Annotated in this window: 15 protein-coding genes and 1 pseudogene; 7 read left to right on the forward strand and 9 right to left on the reverse strand. The window is 75.8% G+C overall.

Annotation, left to right across the window (positions count from 1 at the left end):
• Nucleotides 1–10: 10 nt before the first annotated feature.
• Entirely contained in the window at nt 11–826 is an 816-nt protein-coding gene (locus MUK52_RS01180; RefSeq protein WP_114055689.1) for a class I SAM-dependent methyltransferase, read from the reverse strand.
• A 194-nt stretch (nt 827–1020) separates the two neighbouring features.
• Here MUK52_RS01180 and MUK52_RS01185 point away from each other — a divergent pair, with 194 nt between their 5' ends.
• Together MUK52_RS01185 and MUK52_RS01190 are read left to right on the forward strand one after the other, a co-directional pair.
• On the forward strand, nt 1021–1596 hold the full coding sequence (locus MUK52_RS01185) for a TetR/AcrR family transcriptional regulator (protein ID WP_284574208.1): 576 nt from the start codon (nt 1021–1023) through the stop codon (nt 1594–1596).
• A 61-nt stretch (nt 1597–1657) separates the two neighbouring features.
• A complete protein-coding gene (locus MUK52_RS01190; protein WP_114055687.1) occupies nt 1658–2881 on the forward strand; it encodes a GDSL-type esterase/lipase family protein in 1224 nt (407 codons plus the stop codon).
• Nucleotides 2882–2979: 98 nt separating this feature from the next.
• Here MUK52_RS01190 and MUK52_RS01195 read toward each other — a convergent pair whose 3' ends face one another.
• On the reverse strand, nt 2980–3177 hold the full coding sequence (locus tag MUK52_RS01195) for a CsbD family protein (RefSeq protein ID WP_284574211.1): 198 nt from the start codon (nt 3175–3177) through the stop codon (nt 2980–2982).
• Between the two features lie 122 nt (nt 3178–3299).
• Nucleotides 3300–4952: a phospholipase D family protein gene (locus tag MUK52_RS01200; protein ID WP_284574213.1), complete on the reverse strand. Its 1653-nt coding sequence runs from the start codon at nt 4950–4952 to the stop codon at nt 3300–3302.
• A 182-nt stretch (nt 4953–5134) separates the two neighbouring features.
• Between MUK52_RS01200 and MUK52_RS01205 the strand changes: the two genes are divergently transcribed.
• Entirely contained in the window at nt 5135–5332 is a 198-nt protein-coding gene (locus MUK52_RS01205; RefSeq protein ID WP_284581808.1) for a hypothetical protein, read from the forward strand.
• 13 nt (nt 5333–5345) lie between these two features.
• Nucleotides 5346–5486: pseudogene (locus MUK52_RS01210) on the forward strand (histidine phosphatase family protein); the annotation flags it as partial.
• Here the strand turns inward: MUK52_RS01210 and MUK52_RS01215 are convergent.
• Genes MUK52_RS01215 through MUK52_RS01225 form a run of 3 tightly spaced genes read right to left on the reverse strand, consistent with a single transcriptional unit; the run spans nt 5419 to nt 8300 of the window.
• Nucleotides 5419–6435 (reverse strand): NsdA family TPR-like regulatory protein, encoded by a 1017-nt coding sequence (locus tag MUK52_RS01215; RefSeq protein ID WP_284574214.1) that lies wholly within the window; start codon nt 6433–6435, stop codon nt 5419–5421. The pseudogene MUK52_RS01210 and the gene MUK52_RS01215 overlap by 68 nt on opposite strands.
• A 51-nt stretch (nt 6436–6486) precedes the next feature.
• Nucleotides 6487–7302: an ABC transporter permease gene (locus MUK52_RS01220; RefSeq protein WP_114055682.1), complete on the reverse strand. Its 816-nt coding sequence runs from the start codon at nt 7300–7302 to the stop codon at nt 6487–6489.
• Entirely contained in the window at nt 7299–8300 is a 1002-nt protein-coding gene (locus tag MUK52_RS01225; RefSeq protein ID WP_284574217.1) for an ATP-binding cassette domain-containing protein, read from the reverse strand. Before MUK52_RS01225 ends, MUK52_RS01220 begins: the two co-directional genes overlap by 4 nt.
• A gap of 149 nt (nt 8301–8449) precedes the next feature.
• Between MUK52_RS01225 and MUK52_RS01230 the strand changes: the two genes are divergently transcribed.
• Both MUK52_RS01230 and MUK52_RS01235 read left to right on the forward strand, forming a co-directional pair.
• The gene (locus MUK52_RS01230; protein ID WP_284574219.1) at nt 8450–9409 is read left to right on the forward strand and encodes an STM4015 family protein; all 960 of its coding nucleotides are present in this window, start codon (nt 8450–8452) and stop codon (nt 9407–9409) included.
• A 92-nt stretch (nt 9410–9501) separates the two neighbouring features.
• Nucleotides 9502–10332, forward strand: a complete 831-nt coding sequence (locus tag MUK52_RS01235; protein WP_284574221.1) for a class I SAM-dependent methyltransferase — start codon at nt 9502–9504, stop codon at nt 10330–10332.
• A gap of 15 nt (nt 10333–10347) precedes the next feature.
• Here MUK52_RS01235 and MUK52_RS01240 read toward each other — a convergent pair whose 3' ends face one another.
• The 3 genes from MUK52_RS01240 to MUK52_RS01250 all read right to left on the reverse strand — a co-directional run bounded on the left by MUK52_RS01240 (nt 10348) and on the right by MUK52_RS01250 (nt 13662).
• Nucleotides 10348–10902 carry an EF-hand domain-containing protein gene (locus MUK52_RS01240; protein ID WP_114055678.1) on the reverse strand — a complete coding sequence of 185 codons (555 nt, stop codon included), beginning with the start codon at nt 10900–10902 and terminating at the stop codon, nt 10348–10350.
• A 275-nt stretch (nt 10903–11177) separates the two neighbouring features.
• Nucleotides 11178–12842, reverse strand: a complete 1665-nt coding sequence (locus MUK52_RS01245) for a flavin-containing monooxygenase (protein ID WP_284574222.1) — start codon at nt 12840–12842, stop codon at nt 11178–11180.
• 151 nt (nt 12843–12993) lie between these two features.
• Nucleotides 12994–13662, reverse strand: a complete 669-nt coding sequence (locus MUK52_RS01250) for a TetR/AcrR family transcriptional regulator (protein WP_284574223.1) — start codon at nt 13660–13662, stop codon at nt 12994–12996.
• 165 nt (nt 13663–13827) lie between these two features.
• Here MUK52_RS01250 and MUK52_RS01255 point away from each other — a divergent pair, with 165 nt between their 5' ends.
• The gene (locus MUK52_RS01255) at nt 13828–15429 is read left to right on the forward strand and encodes an FAD-binding oxidoreductase (RefSeq protein WP_284574224.1); all 1602 of its coding nucleotides are present in this window, start codon (nt 13828–13830) and stop codon (nt 15427–15429) included.
• Nucleotides 15430–15438 lie beyond the last annotated feature (9 nt).

A 15438-nucleotide genomic window follows, 5' to 3' on the forward strand; every position in this document is an offset into this window, starting at 1 on the left:
CCGCCCGGGGTTACGGGCGGCGGCCCCACACGGTGAGCATGCCGGGCGCGAGTTCGGCGAGGTCCGGGGATTCCAGGTAGGCGAGGGCGTCGTCGAGGACGGCCTCGTCGAGGCGGCCGCCGGAGAGCAGGGCCGGGCGGAGCCGGCGGAGGGTGTCGGTCCAGAAGGCGGCGATCGGGGTGCCGGGCCGCAGCGGCGGGCACACCAGTTCCGCGGCGACGTCGTGCAGGCCGGCGGCGCGCAGGGCATGCGGGTGGGCGCGTACGGCGGCGAGGTCGGTGCCGATGGTCTCCCGGAGCGTGTGCCACATGGCGTCGAGGGTGCGGCGGTACGGGGAGGCGGTGTCGCCGGGGTCGGGGACGTCGGCGGCGTCGCTGAGGACGAGGTGTCCGCCGGGGTTGAGCAGGCCGACGAGCCGGTCGAGGACCTCCCTCCGCTCGGGGAGGTGCATGAGGACGAACCGGGCGTGGACGAGGTCGAAGGTGCCCAGCCCCGGCTCGTCGGCGAGCCGGGTCAGATCCGCAGCGCGGACGCGCAGCCGGTCGCCGGCGAGTCGGTCGAGGTGGCCGGTGTCGCGGTCGAGGGCGACGACCTCGTCGGCGCAGGCCTCCTCGGCGAGCCAGCGCGCGACGGTCCCGGTGCCCGCGCCGACGTCCAGGCAGCGCGTGCCGGGGCCGGCGCCGAGGGCGGCCAGGCGCTCGCGGGTGTACGGGTCGTAGACGAGGGCGGCGTGGTCGATGCGGTCGCCCTCGCCCGGGAGGCCCGGCGGGAACAGGTCCTCGCCGTACCGGCCCGCCGGGGTCTGCTCGTCGGGTGCTGCAGCCACCGCGTTCCTTCCGGCCGGGGGCCGTATCGGCCCGGGGGCCACCAGGGTCGCCCGGCAGGCGGTTCCCGGCGCGGGATTGGCCCGGCCGCGGGCGCGTCCCCACCCCTGCCTCCACAGTTTTTGCATTTGCCTAAATGCTTTAGGCAGATTCATACTCTCTTCAGGAACAGGCCGGTACGGCGGAGGGAGACGCGATGGCGGGGCGGGCCGGACTGACGGCGGAGCGGCTGGCGCAGGCGGGAGCGGAGCTGGCCGACGAGATCGGCTTCGACCGGGTGACCCTGTCGGAACTCGCCCGCCGCTTCGACGTCAAGGTGGCGAGCCTGTACGCGCATGTGCGGAACTCCCGGGACCTCAAGACCCGGATCGCCCTGCTGGGCCTGGAGGAGCTGGCCGACCTGGCCGCGGACGCCGTGGCCGGCCGGTCCGGCCGGGACGCGCTCGCCGCCTACGCCGAGGTCTTCCGCACGTACGCCCGCCGCCACCCCGGCCGCTACGCGGCGACCCGCTTCCCCCTGGACGCCGACACCGCCCTGGCCAGTGCCGGCGTACGCCACGCCCGGCTGACCCGGGCCGTGCTGCGCGGCTACGGCCTGGCCGAGCCGGAGCAGACGCACGCCGTCCGCATGCTCGGCAGCCTCTTCCACGGCTACGTCGACCTGGAGAACGCCGGCGGCTTCCCCCACAGCGCCCCCGACAGCCAGGAGAGCTGGGAGCGCATCGTCGACGCCCTCGACCACCTGCTGCGCACCTGGCCGCCGGCCCGCTGACCCCCCGGCCGGCGCGCCGCGCCCCACATGCCCCGCTGTACGCACCCCCTGGAGTCCGCCCGTGAGCCCCGCACACCGCCCCGCATCCGGAGGGGGCCCCGCCCCCGCCCGGACGGCGGCCACCCCGATCACCGCCGCCCTCGTGCGCGGCGCCGCCGCACTGGAGCGCACCCGGCACGGGCTGCTGCCGCACCGGCTGCCGGCGGCGGCCCGCGCCCAGTGCTCCGACGGGCAGCTCGCCATGGCCGAGTCCCAGCCCTCGGGCGTGCGCCTCGCCTTCCGCACCCGGGCCACGGCCGTGGAGCTCGACACCCTGCCGACGAAGCGGGTCCACGCCGGCGTGCCCCGCCCGGACGGCGTCTACGACCTGCTGGTCGACGGCCGGCTCACCGCGCAGGGCACCGCACGCGGCGGCAACACCCTCGTCGTCGACCCGGCCGACTGGAGCAGCGAGCTGCGGCCCGGACCGCCCGCGACCGTCCGCTTCACCGGCCTGCCGGGCGCCGCCAAGGACGTGGAGATATGGCTGCCGCACGACGAGACGACCGAGCTCGTCGCCCTGCGCACCGACGCCCCCGTCGAGCCGCTGCCGGACCGCGGCCGGCCGGTGTGGCTGCACCACGGCAGCTCGATCAGCCAGGGATCCACCGCCGCGAGCCCCACCGGCACGTGGCCCGCCGTCGCCGCCGCACTCGGCGGCGCCGACCTCGTCAACCTCGGCCTGGGCGGCAGTGCGCTCCTCGACCCGTTCACCGCGCGCGCCCTGCGGGACACCCCCGCGGACCTGATCAGCCTCAAGGTGGGCGTCAACGTCGTCAACCTGGACCTGATGCGCCGCCGGGCGTTCGGGCCCGCCGTGCACGGGTTCCTCGACACGGTCCGCGAGGGCCGGCCCGACGTGCCGCTGCTGGTCGTCTCGCCGATCCTGTGCCCCGTACACGAGGACACCCCCGGCCCGACCGCGCTCGACGCGGCCTCCCTCGCCGCGGGGCGGCCCGCGTTCCGGGCCGCCGGCGACCCGCGCGAGGTGCCCGCCGGGAAACTGACGCTGGCCGTCGTCCGGGAGGAGCTGGCGCGCATCGTCCGCGAGCGCTCCGCGGACGACCCGCACCTCCACCACCTGGACGGCCTCGCCCTGTACGGCCCGGCCGACGGGGCTGCGCTGCCGCTGCCTGACAACCTGCACCCGGACGCGGCGACCCACCGCCTCATCGGCGAGCGCTTCGCGCGGCACGCCTTCGGAGCCGGCGGCCCCTTCGCCGCCCCGCACCGGCCCGCGGGCTGACCTCATACTGCGCATGGGACGGGCGGCGCCCGCCGCGCCGCGGGCCGGTGCCGGGCACCGGGACCGCTGCGGGCGGGCGGCCGCGCGTCGGGGTGCGGCTACTTCTTCCTGTGCTTGCCGCGCATCTGCTCCCCCGCTTCGCGGGCGCGATCGTCGAGATCGGCGCGGGCTTCCTTGGCCTCGCCCCGGACCTGGTCCATCTTGCCCTCGGCCTGCATGCGCTTGTTGCCGGCGACCTTTCCGGCGGCTTCCTTCGCCTTGCCCTTGGCCTGCTCCATCTTGCCCTTGTCAGCCATAGCGAACTCCTTGGGTCGGGAACTCCCCCGGCCCTCAACCTAGGCGAAGCACCGCGGTCCTGCGCGGCGAGAACCGCGCACGGGGCGGGGCCGGCGGGCGGCGGCCGGGCAGACAGGGCCGGTCAGAAGGCGTTGCGGCGGCGCAGCCGGAGGGGGCGGCCGTCCGGGTCGACGAGCAGGTGGTGGGCGGGTGTCGCCATGATCCGGGCGGGAGACGACAACTCCGGTGGCACGTAAGGGCGGAGCCGCCCCGGTGGGCGCGGGCCGCGGCAGCCGCCCGCGTGCCAGGATTCGAGGGCGGCGGCCGAGGCGGCGAACGCGTCGAAGGCGGCCCCCGGGTCGCAGAGGGCGCCGCCGTCGGCGGGGTCCAGGTCGAGGTGCTCGCAGGAGAGCTCCAAGCGCAGCCGGCGGGCGAAGGACCGGGCTCCGTCGCCGAGGCCGCCCGGATCGGCGGGCGGGCGGCCGTCGTCCGACTCGTCCAGGACGGCGCAGCCGAGCTCCGAATCGTGCGTCCAGGAGCGGAGGTTGATGTTGTCGGAGCCGATGGACGCCCACACGTCGTCGATGACGCACACCTTGGCATGGACGTAGACGGGGGTGCCGGCGTGGTTCTCCAGCGCGTACACCGCGACTCGGTCCCCGCCGGCCCGGCGCAGCCCGTCGAGTGCGGTGATGCGGCCGATGAGGTGCATCGGCAGGGTCAGGCGGCCGTCCTGTTCGGGGACGGCGGGGATGACGGCCGTCAGCCGCGGCCCGGGGTGGGCCCGCAGGGACTGCGCGAAGCAGTCGACGACGCGCGGCGACCACAGGTACTGGTCCTCCAGGTAGATCAGGGAGCGGGCCCGCCTGACCGCCTTGAGGTAGCCGCGGGCGATGCTGCGCTCGCCGTCGCGGGCGAAGGGGTAGCCGCCGAACAGCCGGTCGGGGTAGGTGCGCAGCACCTGCACGGTGTGGGTGCCGCACGGTTCGGGGTCGGGGGCCTGCGGCGGCAGGCGGTCGGCGTGCGTGTCCTCGCCGTGCGCGCGGGCCCGCAGGCGGGTGAGGGGGCTGCGGCTGAGGGGGGCCGGATCCTCCCAGCGCTCGCGGAAGACGGCCTCCAGGTCGCCGACGACCGGCCCGCGCAGCGCGAGCTGTACGTCGTGCCACGGCGGGTTCGCCCCGTAGGCGTCGGCCATGCGCAGGGCCTGGGGGTCGCCGCCGTGGGCGGCGTCGTCGTTGCGGCTGCGGCACAGGTCGATGCCGCCGGCGTACGCGATGTCGAGTTGCGGGCGGCCGGGGTGGCGCAGCACGAGGAGCTTCTGGTGGTGACAGCCGCCCGGGCGGACCCGCATGTCCAGGAGGCATTCCCCTCCGGCTTCCTGGATCTCCTTGCCGAGGTGGCGGTTCTGCGTCTCGCTGAACCGGAAGCGGTCCAGGTACGAGCGCCACACCAGGCCCTTGACGACGACGCCGCGTTCGGCGGCCCGGCACAGCACGGCGCCGATCCCGCTGCCGGCGCGGTCGCCGTCGTGGGTGCGGCCGTCCGGGGTGCGGTGCGGTGCGAGCCGTTCGTCCGGGTCTCCGCGCCAGTCGGTGAAGAGCAGCAGGTCTCCGGCGCGCATGGCGCCGATCCGCTCCAGCAGCTCCGCGAAGTAGGCGGCTCCGTGGACCACGGGCCGCGCCTCGTTCCCCCGCGACCAGGCGACCCCGCCGGGGTGGCGCCGGTCGAGGCCGGTGTCCGGATTGCCGCGCTCGGCTGCGGTCAGAAGCCAGGTGCTCAGGTCGGCAGGGCCCATGGCGTGCGTCTCCTTCCCGCCGCCCCTACCCGGCGGGCCCGGCCGCACACCCCGGGGCGGTGGGAGCGGGCGGCGCCGGTCACCGTCGGTGATCGAAAAGATGCCGGTCGGCACCGCCCGTGTGAGGGTGGGCGCACGCCGTGCGCCGGCACGGCACGGTACGAGAGACGGGAGCCGTCGCCATGGACGGAACGAAGGACACGCGCCGCGGATCCGGCAGCGGGGGCGAGGAGCAGGACCGCCCCCGCAAGGGCCAGGACCGCTCGCGCCCGGCCTCGGGCAGGGCGGCGGGCAAGACCCCGGAGGAACTGGGCCGCCGCCCCGGCGAGGCGGTCCCGGAGGAAGACCACGACACACCCGACCGCCCCGACGACCGCTGACACCGCCACGCCCGGCATCGACCACGCCCATGCCGCGCCGGCCGTCATCCGCTGCGTGCCCGGTCGGCCTGCCTCGGTGGTCGTGTTCAACGGCGCCGGCCATCTCCCCGCCGCACTCCGCTGGACCGGTTTCCCGCGGGAGCTGCACGTCTGATGTCCCGGGCCGGCCGGCCGGCGGCTTCAGCCGTGGGTTCGGGCGCGGTGCGGGCGGCGTGGAGGAGGGCTGTGAGGTCGCGGGCCGTGGTGCGGTGGCGGCGCGGGGCCGAGGGGCTCTGCCGCACGACGCGTGCGGCCCGGGCCATGGCGCGCAGCGCCCGTACGGAGCCGACGGTCGCCACCGTGTCCGGCAGGGCGGCCAGGGCGCGGTCGGCCTCGCGCCAGTCGGCCGCCTCGGCGAGGACCCGCGCGAGTTCGGCGGCGAAGAGGACCCGGTAGGCGGGGCCGCCGCCGGCGCCGTGGACGGCGCGGTGGAGCAGTTCTGCGGCGCGGTCCCGGCGGCCCAGGGCGGCCGCGGCCAGGCCGCGGTGGCCGTCGAGTTCGCGGCCATCCATCCACCACGCCCAGGCGGGGTCGCGGCGGCCGGGCGGGTCGGCGAGCAGGTCGGACGCGGTGCGCAGCGACCGCGTGGCCTCCGGGCCCCGGCCGAGGCGGGCGAAGGCACGCCCGGCCCGGACGTGGAAGACGGCCGCGACGCGCCCGGGCAGGTCGGGGCGGGCCAGGACGGCGGAGGCGATCCGCAGCGAGCGGTCGGGCCGGCCGAGGTGCTCCTCCTGCATGCTGAGCACCGCGAGGATGAGCGGTTCGACCGGGAGGGGGCCGTCGGGCCCGCCGCCGGCGGCTTCCAGGGCGCGCAGGTGCAGGCGCTGCGACGTGTGGTGCCGTTCGGCGTCGAAGGTGATCCAGGCGGCGACCTGGAGCAGTTCGGCGTACGCGGCACGGCGCGCCCGGTCCCGTGACGGCGGGCGGGGGCCGAGGCCGCGCACGGCGTCCAGCGCCGGTCCGGCGGACCGAAGGGCCCCTTCGGCGACGTCGAGGTCGATCAGCCTGCGCGTGAGGGCCGCCGCCTCGGCCGCGGACCAGTCCGGCACGTCGCGGTCTGACACGTTCCCGCCTCCCCCGTCTCCCCCGTCCCGGTCCAGTATGCCGGGGGCCGATCAGCGGCTGTGGGATCCGTACACGTGCATGGCCAGCGGCATGAACACGGCGGTGATGGCAGCGGCCCAGGCCAGGGACCACAGGACGGGTCCGGCGGCCGGGGTGCCGAGCAGGAGGCCGCGGAAGGCGTCCGAGAGGTGGGTGACGGGGTTGACGTTCACCCAGGCCTGGAGCCAGCCCGGCATGGTGTCGACGCGGGCGAACGCACTGCTCGTGAAGGTGAGCGGGAAGATGAAGGTGAAGGCGTACACCTGCACCTTCTCGGCGTCCCCGGCGAGCATCCCGATCAGGACCGCCGTCCAGGAGACGGCCGCCGCGAAGACGAGGAGCAGCACGGTCGCGGCGAGGAGCCCGCCGAGGCCGCCGGTCATCCGGAAGCCGAGCAGGGTGCCCAGGCCGATCATCAGGAGCATCGCCCACAGCTGCTTGGCCAGGTCGGCGGTTATGCGCCCGAACAGCGGGGCGGAGCGGGCGATGGGCAGGCTGCGGAGCCGGTCGAAGACGCCCTTGGTCAGGTCGGTGTTCAGCGACATGGCGGTGTACATGCTCATGAAGAGCGTGTTCTGGACGATGATCCCGGCGAGGGCGTACTGGAGGTACTCCTGCGGGGAGCCCGCCATCTGCCCGCCGAAGACGTAGGTGAACAGGAACACGAACATGATCGGCGTGATGCTGTAGTCGACCAGTTCGAGCGGGTTGTGCTTGACGGAGACGAGGCTGCGCCACGCCATCGTGGCGGTCTGCTGGAGGGCGGCGAGCGGCCGCACCCGGGTGCCGGAGGGGCCGAGGGCGCCGGTGACGGCGGCGCTGGTCATGAGGGGCTCCCCGCGGGCGCGTACGCGTCGTGGTCGTGGTCGTCCGCGTCGGGCGGCGGGGCCTCCGGGCGGGCGCGGTGGCCGGTGAGGGCCAGGAACACCTCGTCGAGGGAGGAGCGGCGCAGGGTGAGCTCCGCGACGGCCATGCCGGCCTGGTCGAGGCGGCGCACGACGCGCGGCATCAGGGCCGGGTCGCCGACGGGGGCCGTGATGACCTCGTCCTCGATCTTGGTCTGGGGCCCGGCCTCCTCCGCGACGAGCGCGCACGCCGGCGCGAGGTCGTCGGCGCGGAGCGGGCGCAGGTGCAGCACCTGGCCGCCGACCTGGGACTTCAGCTGGTCGGGGGTGCCGTCGGCGATGACCTTGCCCTTGTCGACGACGACGATACTGTCGGCGAGCCGGTCGGCCTCGTCCAGGTACTGCGTCGTCAGCAGGACGGTCATGCCCTCGGCCACCAGCTCGCGGACCATGTCCCAGACCTCGCCGCGGCTGTGCGGGTCGAGCCCGGTGGTCGGCTCGTCGAGGAAGAGGATCTGCGGCCGGCCGACGAGGCTGGCCGCGAGGTCCAGGCGGCGGCGCATGCCGCCCGAGTACGTCTTCACGGCCCGCCCGGCCGCGTCGCCGAGGCGGAAGTCCTCCAGCAGCCCGGCCGCGCGGGTCCGCGCGGAGCGGCGCGGCAGGCCCAGGAGCCGGCCGATCATCACCAGGTTCTCCGTGCCGGTCATGTTCTCGTCGACGGCGGCGTACTGCCCGGTCAGGCCGATCAGCGAGCGGACCAGGCCCGCCTGCCGCACCACGTCGTGCCCGCCGACCTCGGCCCGGCCGGCGTCCGGGCGCAGCAGGGTGGCGAAGATCCGCACAGCGGTCGTCTTGCCCGCCCCGTTGGGCCCGAGCAGCCCCAGGACGGTGCCCTCCGGCACCGCCAGGTCGACCCCGTCGAGCGCGCGGGTCTCCTTGAACCGTTTGGCCAGGCCCTCGGCCTGGATCGCGTACCCCATGGGGTCCACCTCTTCCAGCGGATCGGCATCCTCTCCACTGTGACGCATGCCACTGACACCGGCCGTCCGGCGGCTGTCGGTGCCGCCTGCTACAACGGCTCCGCACCGGTATCGGCCGGGTGCACGGACCAGCGGGCGGGAGAAGGACCATGGGATATCCGGGGCGTCTGACGGAGTGGTACGGGCTTCCCGTACACGACTTCCCCGTCGGGCCGGAGGGGGACGCGGCGGCGCTGCCCGAGCCGGACGCCGTGGCGTGGCGGATCTCCGCCGACCCCCGGGAGGTGCGGGAGACCTGGCCGGAGGTCTTCGCCCGGTTCCGGGCGGCCGTGGACACGGCCCGGGTGCGGTCCCTCGTCGTCGGCTGCAGGCGGGACACGGTCGAGGTCGGCCCGGACGAGGTCAACGCCGCGATTGTGGAGGCCCGTGAGCAGTTCCCCGCCCTGCGGGCGGTGTTCCTGGGCGACATGGACAACCGTGAGCTGGAGATCTCCGCCATCCACCAGGGCGACGCCGGCAGGCTGTTGGAGGGGCTTCCGGCGCTGGAGGAGCTCGGCGTACGGGGCGGCAGCGGTCTGGAGTTCCGGGCGCTCACGCACCGCCGGCTGCGGTCCCTGGTCGTCCAGACCGGCGGAATGCCCGCGGCGGCCGTGCGCGGTATCGCCGGCAGCGGCCTGCCCGCCCTGGAGCACCTGGAGCTGTGGCTCGGGACGAGCTGGTTCGGCGGTGACTGCGAGATCGGGGACCTGTCGCCTGTCTTCGATGGGTCGCTGCTGCCGCGCCTGCGCCGCCTGGGGCTGCGCAACAGCGACATCCAGGACGAGATCGCCGCCGCGGCCGCGGCCGCGCCGGTGGTCGCGCGGCTGGAACACCTCGACCTGTCCCTGGGCGTCCTCACGGACGAGGGGGCGCGCGCCCTGCTGGCGGGCCGGCCGCCGGCCCGCCTCAAGAGCCTCGACCTGCACCACAACTACATCGGCGAGCCGCTGCGGCAGCGCCTGAAGGAGGTCTTCGAGGGCGCCGGGGTGGCCCTGGACATCCGCCCCGGGCATGCGGGCACGACGGAGTACGACGGCGAGGTGACCCGGTACGTCGCCGTCGGCGAATAGGGGGGCCGGCGGTGGTCCGGCTCGGACGGCGGCCGTGAGCGGGGCCGCCTATGCTCGGGAGGGGGGCGGCCCCGAGCCCTGGAGGCGGTCTTATGTCCGAGGCGACCGACGCGGTCGCGGCCGATCGCGCGCTGAAGGCCCGCCACCGGGCCATGTGGGCCATGGGCGACTACCCTTCCGTCGCCTCGCACGTGATTCCGGAGGCCGGCGCCCAACTCGTCAGGGAGTGCGGCGTACAGCGCGGGGACAGCGTCCTGGACATCGCGGCGGGCGCCGGCAACGCGGCGATCCCGGCCGCCCTCGCCGGCGCGGACGTGGTGGCCTGCGACCTGACGCCCGAACTCCTGGAGATCGGCAGGCAGGTGGCCGCCGTGCGCGGGGTGCGCCTGGACTGGCGGGAGGCGGACGCCGAGCACCTGCCCTTCGCCGACGGCGAGTTCGACGTCGCCATGTCCTGCTTCGGCATCATGTTCGCGCCGCACCACCAGGCGGCGGCCGACGAGATGGTCCGGGTGTGCCGCCCCGGCGGCACGATCGGCATGTCCAACTGGACGCCGCAGGGTTTCATCGGCCGCATGTTCGCGGTGATGAAGCCGTATGCGCCGCCTCCGCCGCCCGGGGCGTCGCCGCCTCCGCTGTGGGGCGACGAGGAGCACGTGTACGAGCTGCTCGGGGACCGCGTCACGGACGTGGAGGCCCAGCGCCTCGTGGTCCGCGTCGACGCCTTCCCCGAACCGGGCTCGTTCCGCACCTTCTTCAAGACCTGCTACGGCCCGACCATCGCCGTCTACCGGTCGCTGGGCGAGGACTCCGACCGTGCGGCGGCCCTGGACCGCGAACTGGACGCGCTTGCCGAGGAGCACACCCGCGACGGCGTGATGGAGTGGGAGTTCCTGCTGCTCACAGCGCACCGGACGGCCTGATTCCGGCGCCGGTCCTCACAGCGGGCCGTACAGCCAGTTCCCGGCGGCCTCGGGGTCGTCGCTGGTGAAGAACTCGATGACGGCGGCGTGGACGTCGACGGGGTCCAGGCCGCCGTCCCCGCTGCGGTCGAGCCGCCCGAAGGCGTCCTCCATGTCCTCGCGGGCGATCCCGCCGAGGGCCTCGCCCATGCGGAGGTACTCGTCGAGGACGATCCTGCCGTCGCCGTCGGCGTCGCAGAGGGCGAGCCAGGCGGCCGCCGCCTCGTGGACCGCGGTGAGGAAGGCGGCGGGGGCGGTGGCAACGGCCGTGCGGACGCCGCGCTCGTACGCGGCGCGGCCGAGCCGGCCCGTGCCGTCGCCGTCCATGTGGCGCAGGTGCGCCTCCCAGATCCGGCCCAGGGCGGCGCGCAGCCGTTCGGCCTTCTCCTGCCCGGCGGGCAGCACGGCGGCCATGCGGTCCGCGGCGGCGGGCAGGTCGGCGGCGGTGAGGTAGCCGTCCCGGTCCGTGTCCAGCAGGGCGAACATGTGCCGGAGCTTGTGCGTCAGTACCGGTGTCGCGGTGGGGGTCACGGTGGGTCCTCCTGGGTGGGCCGGGCGCGACGCGCCGATCGCCCGCGCGCACGCCGGGCGGACGGGGCGGGGCAGGGCGGGCGTCGGCCAGGCTAGTGCCGTGCGCGGGGTGCCCGGGTGGGCCGGCGTGCCCGCCGCAGGAGCGTACGAGAGCCCGCCGCACCGGCCGCGAGCTCGGGTTTTGCCGTCGGCCCCGGGCCGGGGCGCGGGGCGTGCCGAGGGGCGCGCGTTTCACCCGTCCAGCGGCGCGCACCCGCGCCGGGTGCGCCCCGTGCTCAGCGCGGGGCCGCGGCGGAGAGCGCGAAGCCGCGGTAGCCGTCCCGCGCGGAGGCCTCGCACGCCTCCCGGTAGCGGTCGGCGCCGCCCGCGTACGCGAGGAACACCCGCGGCTTGCCCGGTACGTTCGCGCCGGTGTACCAGGAGGCGGTGTCCGGGTAGAGGGTCGCGGCGGCCGTCTCGGCGACGTGCGCGCACCAGCGGTCCTCGGCCTCGGGGGTGGCGTCGATCTCGGTGAGGCCTGCGCCGCGCAGGTGGGCGATGCAGTCGGTGATCCACTCGACGTGCTGTTCGATGGAGAAGACCGCGTTGCTGAGGACGGAGGGGCTGAGGGGTCCGAGGACGGTGAAGAGGTTGGGGAAGCCGGCGGAGAGCAGCCCCAGGTGGTTGCGGGGGCCGCCGGCCCACTTCTCCCTGAGGGTGACGCCGTCCTTGCCGACGATGTCCACGGCGAGCTGGGAGCCGGTCAGTGCGTCGAAGCCGGTGGCGAAGACGATGGCGTCGGCGGGGTGCTCGCCCTCCGCGGTCCTGATCCCTCCGGGGGTGATCCGGGTGAGGGGTGTCCGGGCGAGGTCCACGAGTCGCACGTGGGGCCGGTTGTAGGCGGCGTAGTACCCGCTGTCGAGGCAGGGGCGCTTGGTGCCGAAGGGGTAGGTGCGCGGGGAGAGCGCCTCGGCGGTCGCCGGGTCGGCGACGATCGCGCGGATCTTGGCGCGGATGTGCTCGGCGGCGGTCTCGTTGGCCGCGCGGTCGGTGAGGATGTCCGTGTAGGTGCGCAGCAGGCCGCTGAGGAGGCCCGAGTTCCAGCCGGCCTCGTAGGCGGCCGTGCGCTCGGCCTCGTCGGCCTTGAGGGCGGATCCGGTGGGCGGTTCGACGAGGGTGCCGCCGCGGGAGCGGCGCTGGGCGGCCCGGTACGCGGGGTAGCGGGCCTTCAGCTCGGCGGTCTCGGCGGCGGTCAGGGGCCGGTTGTGGGCGGGCAGGGCGTAGACCGGGGTGCGCTGGAAGACGGTGAGGGCGGCGGCCTGTTCGGCCAGGACCGGGATGAGCTGCACGGCGGAGCAGCCGGTGCCGATGACGGCGACGCGGCGGCCGGCGAGGTCGGCGCCCTCGTGCGGCCAGTCGGCGGTGTGGAGGGTGCGGCCGGCGAAGGTGTCGGCGCCGGGGACGTCCGGCTCCTTGACGGCGGACATGCAGCCGGTGGCGAGGACGACGAACCGGGCGGTCACCGCCTCGCCGGTGTCGGTGGTGAGCCGCCAGGTGTGGCGGGCCTCGTCGTAGACGGCGCGGTCGACGCGGGTGCCGAGGGTGATGTCCCGGCGGAGGTCGAAGCGGTCGGCGACGTGGTGGAGGTAGCGGAGGATCTCCGGCTGGGCGGCGTACCGCTCGCTCCACTCCCACTCCTGGTCGAGTTCGGGCGAGAAGGAGTACGAGTAGGCCGCGCTCTCGATGTCGCAGCGGGCGCCGGGGTAGCGGTTGCGGTACCAGGTGCCGCCGATGTCGCCGCAGGCCTCGAAGACGCGGGTGCGCAGGCCGAGTCGGCGCAGCCGGTACAGCTGGTAGAGGCCGGCGAAGCCGGCTCCGACGACGGCCGCGTCGAGTTCCGGCTCCCCGGGGGCGGGCCGGGCGGGGTGCTGGGCGGCGGGCCGGGGGGCGGCCGTGTCCATGCGCTCTCCTGGGGGCGTCGTACGGCGGCCCGGAGCCGCTCGGCTGTGCCGGGAGCCCCAGTCTTCCCGTGCCGGCGGCCCCGCACAACGGGCGGATCCGGCCGAAGGGTGGCCGACGGGCTGCCCCGATCGGGTACCGCGGCGGGGTCGTTCAGCCGGTCCCGGCGCCGATCCCGGTCCCGGTCCCGGTGCCGGTCCCGGGCGCGGGCGTGAGCGCGGCGGCGGCCGCGAAGAGGCGGGCGCAGCGCTGTGTCATGGCCTCCGGCGACTGCTCGGGGTGCTTGGTCCACCAGCGGACGAGGGTGGCGACCATGTCCCGCCAGACGTAGGTGAGGGCGTCGGCGTCCAGGGGGTCGGCGGAGCCGGAGCGGCGCAGCAGGTCGGCGGTTCCGCCGGCGGCGAGCCGGTCGATCTCCGCCCGGTATTCGGCGGCGCGGGCGGCGGCCCCGCCCCCGGGCGGCAGGGTGGTGTCGTACAGCACGAACCACGCCTCGCGCTGCCCTTCCAGGGCGGTGAAGATGCCGTTCAGGACCCGCAGCGGGGTCTCCCCGGTGGTCCCGCCGGAGCCCATGGCGGTGGTGACGGCACCCAGGAGGCGCTCCCCGACCGGGGTCAGGCAGGCGGTGTACAGGGCCTCCTTCGTGCCGAAGTACTGGTGGAGCAGCGTCTTGGTGACGCCGACCTGCGCGGCGATCGCGGCGAGCGAGGCGGCGGCGTAGCCGCGGGTGCCGAACTCCCTGGTGGCGGCCGCCAGGATCTGCTGCTGGCGGTCCCGGCGGGGGACGCCCTTGGTGCCGGCCTTGGAGCGGGGGGTTGCCATGGGCAGATATTAACAGTTAGTAATTTACCTCTGGGTAAGTTCTCTGCGGGGTCGTTCCGGCGACCCGCTCCCGTCCCTTCCTGCACCAGTGGCACCGGTACGAGCACCAGCCGCCACATCCGCCCCCCGCCCCAACGCGGGCGGGATCCGACCTCGGAGCACACCATGGCCGGCACCACCGCGCAGCCGACGTCCCGCCCCCGCTCCTGGTGGGGCTGGGGATATGCGGACGCCCATCCGGACGACGCCGAGTGCGCCGCGATGGGCGCTCTGCTCCCCGGCACCCTGCCCCGCCCGCTCCCCGTGCCGCACGTCCGCGACCTGCGCATCGGCGGCCCCGCCGCCGAGCCGCCCGCGAGCCTCGCCCACCTGGTCACCGCGGACCCCGCGGTCCGGGCGGCCCACGCGATGGGGAAGGCGTACCGGGACGTCGTACGGGCGCTGCGCGGGCGCCCCGGCCGCATCCCCGACCTCGTCGCCCGCCCGGCGGGCGAACAGGACGTCGCCGACCTCCTCGACTGGGCGGGCAGCCGGGGGACCGCCGTCGTCCCGTACGGCGGCGGCTCGTCCGTCACCGGCGGCGTCGAGTACCGCGGGGGCGCCCACGACGCGGTGCTCTCCCTCGACCTCACCCGCATGGGCCGCGTCCTGGAGGTCGACGCCCACGGCCGGGCCGCCCGCATCGAGGCGGGCGCCCTCGGACCGGCCCTGGAGGCGCAGCTGCGGCCGCACGGCCTGACGCTGCGGCACTTCCCGCAGAGCTTCGAGTTCTCCACGCTCGGCGGGTGGATCGCCACCCGGGCGGGCGGCCACTACGCCACCGGCCGCACCCGCATCGACGACTCCGTCCAGTCGCTGCGCGTCGTCACCCCGGCGGGGGTGAACGCCTCCTGGCGGCTGCCCGCCTCCGGGGCGGGCCCCTCCCCCGACCGCCTGTTCATCGGCTCGGAGGGGGCCCTCGGCGTCATCACGGAGGCGTGGGTCCGCCTCGTGGCCCGCCCCCGGCACAAGGCGTCGGCGTCGCTCGCCTTCACCGGCTTCGGGGCCGCGCTCGACGCCGTGCGGGCCGTCGCCCAGTCCGACCTCCGGCCGGCCAACTGCCGTCTGCTGGACGCCGGGGAGGCAGCGCTGTCCGGTGTCCGCGCCGACGGCTCGGCCGTGCTCGTCCTCGGCTTCGAGTCCGCGGACGCGCCCGTCGCCGGCCTGCTGGACCGGGCCGTCGCGCTGGCCCGCGCGCACGGGGGCCGCCCCGGCGCCGGGGGCGGCGGCGACAGTACGGGCGGCGACGCCGCCGTGGCCGCGTGGCGCTCGGCGTTCCTGCGGATGCCGTACCTGCGCGACGGGCTGGCCCGCATGGGCGCCGTCGCGGAGACGTTCGAGACGGCCGCCACCTGGGACGGGATCCCCGCGCTGATCGACGCGGTGCGCAGCGAGGTCGGCGCGGCCGCCGCCAAGGCGACGGGCTACCCGGCGACGGTCAACTGCCGTCTCACGCATGTGTATCCGGACGGCGCCGCCCCCTACTTCACCGTCCTCGCCGCCGGCCGGCCGGGCGACGAGGCGGCCCTGTGGGACGACCTGAAGGCCGTCGCGAACGAGGTCCTGCACCGCCACCGGGCCACCATCACCCACCACCACGCCGTCGGCCGCGACCACCGCCCCGGCTACGACCTCCAGCGCCCCGAGCCCTTCGGCCTGGCCCTGCGCGCCGTGAAGTCCGCGCTCGACCCGCGGGGCATCCTCAACCCGGGCGTCCTGGTCGACTGAGGCGCCCGC

Source organism: Streptomyces sp. 2P-4, from assembly GCF_030167965.1.
GTDB lineage: Bacteria > Actinomycetota > Actinomycetes > Streptomycetales > Streptomycetaceae > Streptomyces > Streptomyces globosus_A.

Bases quoted from the DNA above. Each gene is read 5' to 3' on its own strand.
- MUK52_RS01235 (WP_284574221.1), top strand. From the start codon at position 9,502: ATGTCCGAGGCGACCGACGCGGTCGCGGCCGATCGCGCGCTGAAGGCC.
- MUK52_RS01185 (WP_284574208.1), top strand. From the start codon at position 1,021: ATGGCGGGGCGGGCCGGACTGACGGCGGAGCGGCTGGCGCAGGCGGGA.
- MUK52_RS01220 (WP_114055682.1), bottom strand. From the start codon at position 7,302: ATGACCAGCGCCGCCGTCACCGGCGCCCTCGGCCCCTCCGGCACCCGG.
- MUK52_RS01245 (WP_284574222.1), bottom strand. From the start codon at position 12,842: ATGGACACGGCCGCCCCCCGGCCCGCCGCCCAGCACCCCGCCCGGCCC.
- MUK52_RS01200 (WP_284574213.1), bottom strand. From the start codon at position 4,952: ATGGGCCCTGCCGACCTGAGCACCTGGCTTCTGACCGCAGCCGAGCGC.
- MUK52_RS01230 (WP_284574219.1), top strand. From the start codon at position 8,450: ATGGGATATCCGGGGCGTCTGACGGAGTGGTACGGGCTTCCCGTACAC.
- MUK52_RS01225 (WP_284574217.1), bottom strand. From the start codon at position 8,300: ATGGGGTACGCGATCCAGGCCGAGGGCCTGGCCAAACGGTTCAAGGAG.
- MUK52_RS01205 (WP_284581808.1), top strand. From the start codon at position 5,135: ATGGACGGAACGAAGGACACGCGCCGCGGATCCGGCAGCGGGGGCGAG.
- MUK52_RS01195 (WP_284574211.1), bottom strand. From the start codon at position 3,177: ATGGCTGACAAGGGCAAGATGGAGCAGGCCAAGGGCAAGGCGAAGGAA.
- MUK52_RS01255 (WP_284574224.1), top strand. From the start codon at position 13,828: ATGGCCGGCACCACCGCGCAGCCGACGTCCCGCCCCCGCTCCTGGTGG.
- MUK52_RS01250 (WP_284574223.1), bottom strand. From the start codon at position 13,662: ATGGCAACCCCCCGCTCCAAGGCCGGCACCAAGGGCGTCCCCCGCCGG.